Annotated in this window: 11 protein-coding genes; all 11 read left to right on the forward strand. The window is 29.2% G+C overall.

What is annotated here, in order from left to right:
- The first annotated feature begins 61 nt into the window (after window positions 1-61).
- Window positions 62-1,993 carry a tetratricopeptide repeat-containing glycosyltransferase family 2 protein gene (locus COD11_RS18840; protein WP_176551144.1) on the forward strand — a complete coding sequence of 644 codons (1,932 nt, stop codon included), beginning with the start codon at window positions 62-64 and terminating at the stop codon, window positions 1,991-1,993.
- Between the two features lie 153 nt (window positions 1,994-2,146).
- The gene (locus COD11_RS18845) at window positions 2,147-3,217 is read left to right on the forward strand and encodes a glycosyltransferase family 2 protein (RefSeq protein ID WP_098798433.1); all 1,071 of its coding nucleotides are present in this window, start codon (window positions 2,147-2,149) and stop codon (window positions 3,215-3,217) included.
- Window positions 3,218-3,265: 48 nt separating this feature from the next.
- Complete coding sequence (locus COD11_RS18850) at window positions 3,266-4,360, forward strand: glycosyltransferase (RefSeq protein ID WP_176551145.1); 1,095 nt, start codon at window positions 3,266-3,268, stop codon at window positions 4,358-4,360.
- The gene (locus tag COD11_RS18855) at window positions 4,350-5,810 is read left to right on the forward strand and encodes a glycosyltransferase (RefSeq protein WP_098798435.1); all 1,461 of its coding nucleotides are present in this window, start codon (window positions 4,350-4,352) and stop codon (window positions 5,808-5,810) included. Before COD11_RS18850 ends, COD11_RS18855 begins: the two co-directional genes overlap by 11 nt.
- Before the next feature lie 28 nt (window positions 5,811-5,838).
- Complete coding sequence (locus COD11_RS18860; protein WP_098798436.1) at window positions 5,839-6,687, forward strand: glycosyltransferase; 849 nt, start codon at window positions 5,839-5,841, stop codon at window positions 6,685-6,687.
- A gap of 391 nt (window positions 6,688-7,078) precedes the next feature.
- Entirely contained in the window at window positions 7,079-8,215 is a 1,137-nt protein-coding gene (locus COD11_RS18865) for a DegT/DnrJ/EryC1/StrS family aminotransferase (RefSeq protein WP_098798437.1), read from the forward strand.
- Between the two features lie 13 nt (window positions 8,216-8,228).
- Complete coding sequence (rfbA, locus tag COD11_RS18870; protein WP_098798438.1) at window positions 8,229-9,098, forward strand: glucose-1-phosphate thymidylyltransferase RfbA; 870 nt, start codon at window positions 8,229-8,231, stop codon at window positions 9,096-9,098.
- A gap of 33 nt (window positions 9,099-9,131) precedes the next feature.
- On the forward strand, window positions 9,132-10,163 hold the full coding sequence (rfbB, locus tag COD11_RS18875; RefSeq protein ID WP_098798439.1) for a dTDP-glucose 4,6-dehydratase: 1,032 nt from the start codon (window positions 9,132-9,134) through the stop codon (window positions 10,161-10,163).
- On the forward strand, window positions 10,160-10,867 hold the full coding sequence (locus tag COD11_RS18880; RefSeq protein ID WP_098798440.1) for a WbqC family protein: 708 nt from the start codon (window positions 10,160-10,162) through the stop codon (window positions 10,865-10,867). The genes rfbB and COD11_RS18880 overlap by 4 nt, the downstream gene beginning before the upstream one ends.
- A gap of 62 nt (window positions 10,868-10,929) precedes the next feature.
- Window positions 10,930-11,745 (forward strand): sulfotransferase family protein, encoded by an 816-nt coding sequence (locus COD11_RS18885; RefSeq protein WP_098798441.1) that lies wholly within the window; start codon window positions 10,930-10,932, stop codon window positions 11,743-11,745.
- 1 nt (window position 11,746) lies between these two features.
- Window positions 11,747-12,804, forward strand: a 1,058-nt coding sequence (locus COD11_RS18890) for a PLP-dependent aminotransferase family protein (RefSeq protein ID WP_098798442.1), incomplete at its 3' end; no start/stop codon positions are given.

The following is a 12,804-nucleotide window of genomic DNA, read 5'->3' on the forward strand; positions in this document are numbered from 1 at the left end:
GCTTATGTTACATAAGTACGATATTTTTATTAGACCCACTAAAACTTGGAGGCCAGATACTATGGGTAAATTTATATCACTTTGTATGATTGTTAAAAATGAAGAAACTGTAATTGAGCGCTGTCTCAGTTCAGTTGCTCAATTAGTGGATGAAATAGTCGTTGTTGATACTGGATCAACAGATAAAACAAAAGAACTAGTGTCTAAATACACAACTAATATATATGATTTTGAATGGATTGATGATTTTTCTGCAGCGCGTAATTTTGCTGCTTCTAAAGCTACTAGTGAATGGATACTAGTACTTGACGCAGATGAATATGTAGATGAGGAGAATTTTAAAAGATTCATTTCAGACATAAAAGAGGATAACTACAAATACGACGCTTATAATGCTAAGATTTTAAATTTTTCAGGTGATTTTGGAGAAGTATTAGTTCAAAATTATCATGACAGGATTTATAAAAATAATGGTGATATTAGTTACTTTCGTAAAATCCATGAACAATTTAAACATAATAATGGTTTGGATATAAAATTCAAAAATTCTAATTTAATAATATTTCATTCCGGATATTTGAAACATACTGTAAACGAAAAAGATAAAAGTAATAGAAACAAAAAATTAATAGATATAGAAATGCAAAGTAATAATAAAAATGCATTTGACTATTTTAACCTTGGGAATGAATACTCTTCTATTGGTGACGTTAACAAAGCACTAGAATCATATATTGAAGCATATAAATTAAAATCTGATATTAGATTATCTTGGGTATCTACTACATTAATTCAGATAATTATTTGTTTAATGCAGTTAAAAAGATTTAATGACGCTTTAAATGTAATAAAGGATGCTGAAAGTGTCTATACAAATTCACCAGAAATTCTCTATTTAAAAGGTGAAATCTTTTATTTAAGAGGTCAAATGGAAGATGCGAAAGAAATCTTCCAAGAAATAGTAAGTAATCCAGATATATATGATCATGTGATTTTTAGACCAGATTTGAAGGATCAAAAGCCACATAGTCGTTTAGGTGATATCTATCTTTATGAAGAAGATTATCAAAATGCAGTTTACCACTATACAAGTGTTTTAAATATAAACAAATACTCTGAGAAATCTATAAACAATATAGTATATATTTTTAATAAATTTCATTCAGACCACGAAATAAAAGAGTTTTTATATCGAAGTAAATTAATAAATGAAAAAAATATAAAATATTATGTTCATGCTTGCTTTGATATCGGAAACTATAATTTAGCATTATCTATTTTAAAAGAAATAAAAGAAGAGAATAAGCTGTTATATCAAGTTGGACTATTAAAAAAGCTGGCTGTAGAAAAGAAAGTGGAACTAATAGATGATATACAGGATCTTTTTGAATATTCTGTTGTTAAGGATCTTATAAAAGCAAATTGGATCAATACTGTTGAAATTTATTTGTTAGAATATTTAGTTGAAAGAGATTTGTCCATTGCTAGGCTAATAGAACATTTTAAAAATAATAATGTATTAATAGAACTGAAGAGGTTATTAAATGAAGAAACTCGGTTTGATAATATAAATGGAGGTTTATTTAAAGACTCATTACAAATTCTTATTAATTATAAACAATTTTCTATATGTACAAATCTTTTGAAACATGTAAATTTATTGGACCCGAAGGAACAGAGTCAAGTAGCGGGTATTTTATATTCTAATGGATTTAGAGTAGAATCTATTCATTTATATGAAAAAATCGATTGGAGTTATCTAACAGTACAAGATTTTATTAATATAATCAATAGTCTTGTACAAACAAATGCAAATGATAATGCTGTTGAGATATCAAAATATGCAAAAGCATTGTATCCGGATGATTTTAGGTTTTATAAATTTATCATAGAAAATACTCAAGATATTTCAGTTTATAGTGATAATCTATATGAAGCAAATGAACGTTTTAAAGAAAGTAAGTTCCTAGATAGATTAAATATTACCAACTGATCTTAATGATTAAAATTGACTGTCTTAAATTACGGAATATACAATCAAATACTATATATAGACTTTTTTGTTTGGATATATATTTGTAATTTGTAATGTAACTCCGAATATAAGACAGTCTTTTATTTCTACTACTGAGGAAGTGAACATAAATTGAAAATATCACTAGCAATGATTGTGAAAAATGAACAAAGATATATTGAAAGGTGCATATTGAGTGTAAATGGGTATGTTGATGAAATCGTTGTAGTAGATACTGGATCAACTGATAATACCCTTCAGATATTAGAAAAATATAAACATGTAAAAGTATATCAATTTCAGTGGACAGATGATTTCTCAAAAGCGAGAAATTATTCAATAGAAAAAGCATCAGGTGATTATATTCTAATTCTTGATGCCGACGAGTATATTATTGAAGGTACAAGGGCGGAGCTTGAAAGTGTGGTGCAAGATAATTTAATTGGTAGAATTAAAATTAATAGTAGATTTCGAAAAGATAATGAGATACAAATTGCAAGCGCGTATATTTCAAGATTTTTCCCTAAAAACACTCGATATGAAGGTGAGATTCATGAACAAATAATTTCGAATTTGAATAGGAAGAAATTAAAAATTAAAGTTGGACATGATGGGTATATGGATATGAATAAAGGGGATAGAAATATACCCTTACTTATTAAAGCCCTGAAAAAAAGACCTAACGATGCATATTATTTATTCCAAATAGGAAAAGAATTAAGAATTAAGAAACAATATAATGAAGCCTATAAATTCTTAATAAAATCATATCATTTTTCTGATAAGCAAAGTTTATTTTATGAAGAACTTGTCATAGAGATAATTAATAGCGGAAAAGAATGTGGTGATTTGAAAGTTTTACAAGTAATAGATGATAATGAATATTTACTTCAAAATGTCTCAGACTATCACTTTGCGAAAGGTCTGTTTTATCTAGATTTTTGTTTAAGTAACATAGGGGAAACAGGAAGATATTTACACAAAATTGAGTCGTGTTTTTTAGCGTGTATAAATCTTAATGAGAGGGAGCATTCTGAGTACCTAAATGGTACTAGCTCTTTTCTTGCTGCATATAACCTAGCAGTTTTTTATGAGGTAATAGGTGATTTTAATAATGCTATTCAATATTATAATTTTTCAGCAAAACTTGGGTATAACTTAGCAAGAGAACGATTAGCATTATTAAATAAGAATGATAAGTAGGCATTCTTACAAAAACATTAATAGTTCTATTAATTAAGGAGTAAAATGATGAGAGTATATTTTGTACTGGAACATGTTGAAGGAAAGGGAGGAGTTGAGACAGTATTAACAAATGTTACAAATGGCTTGACTGCTAACGGGAATGAGGTTCAAGTTTTTTTACCATACGCTAGTAGCGATGATTCTTGGGAGAAAGACCTACCTGGTGTTCACTACTACTTTGATGAAGAAGTAACAGCATATAATGCAGTTCAACTATTATCAGAAAAATCGCTTGGACTTAGTAAAAAACTATCAAGTATGCCACGTCCAGATGTTATTGTTGCAACTCATGCTCCTCATACCGTTCTATATTCACGTATGGCAATAAATTATAAAAAAAATCCACCAATAGTGTCATGGTTACATAATCCACCTGAGTATTTCAACAATTTTCAGATGATAAATTATGCGGACATACATTGGAGCATATCGATGGGAATAAAGCAAAAAATAGACAATATTTTACAAGGCGAGTCAAAAAGGAATTTTTATATTGGTAATCCGTTTGATTTAAATGTTAGTGAGATTAGTCCAATAGTAGGTCAGCACTTTGTGTTTATAGGAAGACTGGAGAATAAACAAAAAAGATTAGATATATTATTACAAGCTTTGTCCTTACTTTCAACATCATGGACTTTAGATTTGTTCGGGACTGGTCCTGATGAAGATAAGATAAAAAATATGGCTATTCAGTTAAATATATCAGATAAAGTTAAGTTTCATGGTTGGGTAGATAATCCATGGAATGAAATAAAAAATATAACATGTCTTGTTCTTTCCTCAGATTTTGAAGGAATGCCCATGGTTATAGGGGAAGCCATGACAAGAGGAATACCAGTTCTTTCAACGGATTGTGAAACAGGTCCTAGTGATTTAATTAAGAATAATGAAAATGGATGGCTTACACCAACTGGAAATGTATATCTATTAGCCGAAACTTTTCAAAAAATATCAATACTAAGTCAAGAAAATTTAGAAAAAATTTCTCGAAATGCTAAACAATCAATTAAGTCCTATTCTGTTGTAGAAGTATTAGATCGAATGAAAGAATCATTATATGAACTTGTTGGAATAGAAAGGGAGGAAAAAAATGGTTATTGACATTGTTCTTGGAAGGGCAACCGGACGAGGAGGTCTTGAAAAAGTGCTAACTCAAGTAAGTAAAGGACTTAAACAAAAGGGCCATCGTGTTAGAATTTGCCAAATGTCAGAACCAGATCATTTAGATTGGGTGCAAACTCTTCCAGAAATTCATTACTATGAGCAACTTGATAAATACAAATATGAGGGAAATATTGATGTGTTTTCACTTGCATTAGGATATAGAGAGTTTATTTCTATTGAAGGAAAACCTGATATAGTACTAGCAACTCATACACCTATACAAAGTTTGATATGTAGACTAGCTCTAGAACCATTAGGAGAAGAATGTCCTCCTATAATTTCATGGCTTCATGGTCCGCCTGAATCATATGGTGGAGAAAAATATTTATATTATAGTGATGCTCACTTAGCGATTTCTTACAATATTTACAAAAAAATAGAAGATATAGTGGACAGTGATTCTATTATTCATTATATAGGTAATCCTGTTGATATAGATAATGTAGAATTAATAAATAGGTCAACTGGATCGATTGAGCTTTTGTATGTTGGACGCTTAGATAATACACAAAAAAGATTAGATATCTTATTTAAAGCATTGAGTAAGGTAAATGGAAATTGGAGATTGCGTATAGTTGGAGATGGTCCTCATAGTAATGAACTAAAATTCTTGGCAAAGCAGCTGGATATAGAGAAGAAAATAATTTGGGATGGTTGGAGAGAAAATCCATGGAATTATATTGATGAAGCATCTTTATTAGTTCTTTCCTCTGATTTTGAGGGATTTGGATTAGTGTTAGTGGAAGCTTTGTCAAGAGGTATACCTGTTCTTTCAACAGAATGTGAAGGACCTGATGAGATAATAAAAGATGGAGTAAATGGTTGGTTGTATCCTATAGGAGATATCGAAACCTTACAATATATACTCAACGGCCTTATTTCTGGTGAAATTTCATTACCTGATAGAATAAATTGCAAGGAATCCGTAGTTCATTATCGTCCTGAAGTAGTTGTAAACCAGTTAGAAGAAATATTACTAAATTATACTATTATAGATGATTTATTTGAAAAATTAAAATCATTTAAAGGTTTAACTATAGAAGAAATTACTACTGAACTATATGAAGCATTAGTCAGTAAAAAAATAAATATAGATATATTATTTTCCTTTGTCGAAAAAAGATATCCTAAACCTTTACTGTCAAAATGGTTAACAAATCTAGGAGTACTATTTTGGGAAACAGAAAAGTTTGATTTTGTTATTCCTGCCTTAAAAAAGGCAATTGATTATTCATCAAATAACGAGGATGCACTTTTCAATTTAGGGTTCGTTTTAAAGAGTTTTGGGGAAAGTGAACTTTCTAATTATTATCTAAATCAAATAGCTAATAAAACTCAGGAAGTAATTGATTTAATCAAATTATCAAGCATTAGTGAAACAGATTAAATAAAGTGAATAAGGAAAGGATTGAATAATGAGTATATTAGTTAGTATCAATTGTACAACATATAATCATGAGGCATATATAGCGGATGCTATAGATAGTTTTTTAATGCAGAAAACAAACTTCAAGTTTGAGATCCTTATCGGTGAAGATTGTAGTACAGATTGTACTAGGAATATTGTAGAGAATTACTCAAAAAGATATCCCGGTATGATAAAAATAATAACATCGAATGAAAATGTTGGCGGTAGGGAAAATATGGTTCGACTTAAGGAGAATTCTAAGGGGAAATATATTGCCATTTGTGAAGGTGATGATTACTGGACTGATCCCTTTAAATTACAAAAACAGGTTGACCTTATGGAGAGGAATCAGGAGTTTAGTCTATGCGTACATGCTACCAATATTGTTACAGTTGATAAGAAACTTACCGGAAATGTTGTAAAGCCATATAATGAAACAAGAATTACTCCAACAGAGGACATTATATTAAGTGATGGAAGCTTTTTTGCTACTAACTCTATTTTATATAGGAAAGAGTTGTTAAATAATCCACCTGAGTTTTTTATGAATGCCCATGTTGGAGATTATCCATTGGTATTAATTCTTTCTAGTAGAGGAAGAGTATTTTATATTGATGAAGTGATGTCCTCCTATCGAACCGGTGTTAAAGGGTCGTGGACAGAACGTACTTTTTCAGGTGAAGATAGATCGTATAAATTTGTTAAAAATTATGAGAATGATATATGGTTGCTTAATGAATTTAATAAATATACTAATTATATATATAATGATTTAATTAAAAATGCTGTTTCAAAGAGAAAAGGATGGATTATGTTTGAAATAAAAAAATACTTAGAAAAACTAAAGAATTTATAACTCTAGTTAACGTTAGGTTACTGGTGTTTTTACATGAGAGTTACTTTCTAAAATTTTTTTATATATTATATAAAACTAGTTTTTTATGGATATTTTATTATTTATCTTATTTATTTGACTGTAGAAAGAGGATATATTTTGGAGGTTAAATTAGAAAAACTTTGAACTAAAATTCAGGGTATACAGACAAAATGCATGTATACCGATGCAAATATTTTTTTTGAAAACCTGTTATAAATATTCATTTTCAAAGAATACTCTAACATTATACCTATAAAAGCAGTAAAGAGTACTATTTTTTAATTTCTAATCCAGTAACTTAACTAAATAAATATTTATTCTACTAGAAGATGTAAAGCATGATGCTAATACTCATTAAGGGATGTATTATATGGATTATTCTTTAGAAAGACCTGTTTATGTTACAAAACCTTTACTACCGGAGCTTGAAAGAGTAAACATGAAAATGTCAGAGGTTTGGGAAAGTGGGTGGATAACAAATACTGGTAGTCAACATAGAGAATTAGAAAAAAAACTAAAAAAATACCTAACTGTAGATAATATATCGTTATTTAATAATGGTACATTAGCGTTGTTATTGGGAATAAAATCCCTTGGCTTAAAAGGGGAAGTAATAACTACACCTTTCACATTTCCAGCAACGGTTCAAGCATTAGATTGGAATGGTTTAACACCTGTATTTTGCGATATAGAGTCTAATACTTTAAATATTGACGTTACAAAAATTGAAGAATTAATAACTGAAAAAACAAGTGCTATACTAGGTGTTCATGTTTTTGGAAATCCTTGTGATGTTGTTCGGATTGAAGAAATAGTTAACAAATATAACATTAAAGTTATTTACGACGGGGCCCACTCATTTGGAACAAAAATTAATGGTAATCCTATAAGTAATTATGGAGATATGACAATGTTTAGTTTTCATGCAACAAAGCTCTTTAATACGATTGAGGGTGGAGCTTTAATTGTTAAGGATCAAAATTTATTAGAGAAATTATCAGCCTTAAAGAACTTTGGATTGTTAGGTACAGATAATGTAAGTTTTTCAGGATTAAATGCAAAGATGAATGAAGTACAGGCCGGAATTGGCTTAGAGGTATTAAAAATAGTAAATGAGGAACGTGAAAAAAGAAAAAATATTAAACAACTATATGATACTTGTTTTTCATTAATTCCAGGAATTCGAACTGTTACAAATTTAGAAAATGAAGAAAGTAGTTATCAATACTATGTAATTGAGATAGATGAAGAGTTATTTGGAAGAAATAGGGATTGGGTTTTTGAAGAATTAAAAAAATATAATGTATTTACAAGAAAATATTTTAATCCACTTTGTAGTGAATTCCCTTGGTATAAAAATTTAAAGTCAGCACAACCTGAACACCTTCCTGTGGCTCATAGTATAGTTAAGCGCGTCTTATCTCTTCCTTTTTATGGAGAATTAGATCTGAGATCAGTAAGGAATATATGTGAAATATTCCAGTATTTTTATAACTCATCTAGATGAAAGGAGATCTAGCATGAAGGGAATAATACTAGCAGGCGGGAGTGGTACAAGATTATACCCCCTTACAAAAGTTATTTCGAAACAAATTTTACCAGTTTATGATAAACCGATGATTTATTATCCGCTTTCTGTACTAATGTTAGCTGGAATAAAAGAAATATTAATCATCTCTACACCGAGAGATATAGTTGATTTTAAAGAATTACTCGGTGATGGCAGTAAAATAGGAATTCAGATAAACTATTCCATACAAAATGAACCAAATGGATTAGCAGAAGCATTTATTATAGGTGAGGATTTTATTGGAGACTCATCGGTTGCATTAGTGTTAGGAGATAATATTTTCTATGGATCAAACTTCGGTAATAGATTAAAGGAAGCATCGAAGCTCAGAAGTGGGGCTATAATTTTTGGATGTTATGTTAATGACCCTCGTCAATACGGGGTAGTGGAAGTAGATGAGCAAATGAACGCTATTTCAATTGAAGAAAAACCAGAGGTCCCAAAATCCTCCTACGCAGTGCCCGGCTTATATTTTTTTGATAATAAAGTTATCGAGTATTCAAAAAAGGTAAAACCATCTAAAAGAGGAGAATTAGAAATTACCTCAGTTATCAACGAGTATTTAAAAAATGGTGTATTAAAGGTAGAGGTTATGGGAAGAGGCCTAGCATGGCTTGATACAGGTACACATGAGTCTTTACTTGAAGCATCTAATTTTGTTGAGGCTATCCAAAAACGTCAAGGCTTATATATTGCATGTATTGAAGAAATTGCATACCGGAGAGGATATATCACAAAAAATCAAATATTTAATCTCGCAAAACCTTTAATTAAAACTGAGTATGGGAAATATTTAATTGAAATTGCAAATTCTAAATAATAAATTAGTTTTATAATAATTTAAGGAGTTAAAATGAATATTTTAATTACAGGTGGAGCCGGATTTATAGGCTCAAATTTTATAAAATACATGCTTGATAAATATCAATATACAATCGTAAATGTTGATGAACTAACATATGCTGGTAATTTAAATAATATTAGTGAATTTGATTCTTTTCATAACTACAATTTTGTCAAGGGAAATATAGGGAATCCCATATTAATTAATAACGTATTTAGGGAATTTAATATAGAGATTGTAATTAACTTTGCTGCAGAATCCCATGTTGATAGAAGTATCCTAAATCCAGATATATTTTTGAAAAGCAATATACTTGGTACTCATACATTATTAGACACTTCTAGGAAATTTTGGGCGCGGGATAAATCAGATAATTTTTGTACAGAGTATATAGATGGTGTAAAGTTCATCCAAATTTCTACTGATGAAGTTTATGGTACATTAGGAGCAGAAGGATTCTTCACTGAAAACACACCACTTGCACCTAATAGTCCTTATTCAGCCTCGAAGGCGTCAGCAGATTTATTTGTGCGGTCTTATTTTGAAACCTATAAATTGCCTGTAAATATTACACGCTGTTCTAACAATTATGGACCTCGACAACATCAAGAAAAGTTAATACCACTATTAATTTTTAATGCTTTAAATAACGAGGAATTTCCAATATACGGAAATGGTTTGCAGATTCGAGATTGGTTACATGTTGAGGACCATTGTAAAGCAATTGATGCTGTTCTTCATAAAGGTCAGGAAGGCGAAGTTTATAATATTGGTGGTAATAATGAAAAAAGGAATATTGATATAGCAAAGCTTATTCTTGAATATTTTGGAAAAAGTGAAAAATTAATAAAATATGTTCCTGATCGATTAGGACATGATACTAGATATGCAATCGATAATTCAAAAATAAAAAATGAGTTAAATTGGGTACCACATTATACCTTTGAAGAAGGAATTAATATGACAATTAAATGGTACCTAAATTATTATAAGCATCTTCCACATCAGTTTGTAGGAAAAGACATAGGTGATTCAGTATGAAGGTAGGAATTATGCAACCATACTTGTTTCCATATATAGGTTACTTCCAACTGATTAATGCTGTAGATAAATTTGTTATTTATGATGACGTGCAGTATATAAAAGGTGGTTGGATTAATAGAAATAAGATATTGGTTAATCAAAAAGCCTATATGTTTACTTTTAGTTTAAAAAGGGATTCCTCACAGTTAAAAATATACGAAAGATTCTTTTCGGATAATTTCGATAAAGAAAAGTTGAAATTCTTCAAAACGCTTAAGGAGAATTATGGTAACTTAGATAATTATAATGTGATATTACCATTATTAACAGAGGCATTAGATACAAATAATCAGGGGAATAATATTTCAAAAATAATTACGAACAGTATTAAGGTTATTTGCGATTATTTAGAAATAAATACTCAGATAATTAATTCAGTAGAATTAGATGATAATAAATCACTTTGTGGAGAGGATCGAGTAATTGAAATCAATAAAAAGCTAAATTCGTCTCATTATATAAACTCCTCAGGGGGCAAGAAACTTTACTCAAAAGAAAAGTTTTTGTCTCATGGCATAATGTTGAATTTTTTAGAATCTAATTCTATACAATATACTCAAAATAATGTTAATTATTTACCTTGTTTATCAATAATTGACACTTTAATGTTTAACTCAAAGGAGCAAGTTAAGATTTTCTTAGATGAATACAATTTAACATGATAGAAATATTGAATTTTTTAAGTGCAATTTTATATATACAGTAGATTTTTTGGAGGAAAATTATGAGTTTCAAAGATATAATTTCAATTCATGGTGTACCTAGATCGGGAACAACCTGGTTAGGTCAAATAATAGATAGTTCTCCTAATGTAAGGTATAAATATCAACCCCTTTTTTCATATGCCTTTAAAAATAGAATTTGTTTGGATAGTACTAAGAATGAAATTCTTGAATTTTATTCTACATTATATAATTACTCCGATGATTTTTTAGATCAAATTAAACAAAAAGAAAGTGGAACATATCCGATTTTTACGAAAAAGAATGATTACCCTAGTTTCCTTGTTACAAAAATGGTGAGATATCACTATCTAATCCCTCATTTAATTAAAGTATTGGAAAATATTAAGTTTATATTTATTGTTAGAAATCCTTGTGGATCTCTAAACTCCTGGAAAAATGCTCCAAGAGAGTTTAATAAAGATCTTTGGGATTTCCATGAACAGTGGGAATTTGGTCAATGTAGGAATAATTTTAGACCTGAGGAGTATTTTGGATATCATAAATGGAAGGAAGCGACAAAATTATTTTTAGAAATGGAACAATCTCATGCGAAAAATGTTCTGTTAATAAGATATGAAGATCTTGTAAGAAATCCACTTTCAATTACACAAGATTTATATAAATTTTGTGGGTTTGAATTGACAAATCAAACTAAAGAATTTATTCGAAAATCTACTTCAATTAAACAAGATGATGTATATAGTGTGTTTAAAGGTAAAAAAAATGTAAATGATTGGCGAGGAGATTTAGATGAACACATAGTATCATATGTTTATGAAGATTTAAAAAATACAGATTTTGAAAGGTTTTTATAATATGAGAGATGTAAAGGAAATTGGTGGAGAATTTGAGTTTAATTATTTTAATCATATAGGTCAAAAAAAAATTAATATTCCTAATACTTTTCATTTCAAAAATAGTAGCACTTTTTCTCTATTAGATTCTGGGCGTAGTGCCATTAAACAAGCATTACTTCAAATAAGGAATGGTAAACGAAATCATTACCTTCTACCCTCTTATTTATGCGAGAGCATGGTTAAACCATTCATAGAGCTTGGCTTAAAAATAGAATTTTATAAGATAAATTCAGATTTTTCAATAGATTTAGTTGATTTACAAAATAGGGTAACCAGTTCTACTTGTGCTGTGCTAGTAAATAATTATTTTTCTTCCGAGCATAGTAAAGAGGATATTACCGTATTAAACAGTTTGAAGAAAAGAGAAATAATTATATTAGAAGACATAACACATCAACTATTGAATAACAGAATAGAGATCGGGGATATACTCGTTGCTAGTGTTAGAAAATGGTTTTCTATGCCAACGGGAGGTATTTTAATTTATAAGAGAGATACATTAGTCAATCATAATATACCTGAAAAAGGAAGTGTTGATATACCTCCGATTTATTCACAATACAGAGCATGGGGGTTTGGATTGAAGCATCTCTATATTAATAAGGTTCATGATATTAGAATTAAGAATATGTTTCAGGAGTTATTTCAAAAAGCAGAAGAAATATTAGATTCAAACACAATTCATATTAATAAAATGGACATCCTTTCAGAATATTTTCTTCACTCAATAGATGTTAATATTATAACTGAAAAGAGGAAGCAAAACTATTCTATACTTTATGAAAATTTGTGTGAAGTTGAACATATTAGTTTTGCCTTAGGTAGGATAAATAATAATATTGTTCCGTTAGGATTTCCTATTTTATGTGAATCAAGAGATGAGTTGAAAAAATATTTAATTAAGCATGACATATATCCACCAGTGCATTGGGCGTTACCCAATTGTATCAATGTTAATTATTATAATTCTCATTATTTATCAAATCGAATTTTAACTATTGTATTTGATAAATTAGA

Origin of the sequence: Bacillus sp. AFS040349 (assembly GCF_002577655.1) — a bacterium.
In the GTDB taxonomy this organism is placed as follows: domain Bacteria; phylum Bacillota; class Bacilli; order Bacillales; family Bacillaceae; genus Metabacillus.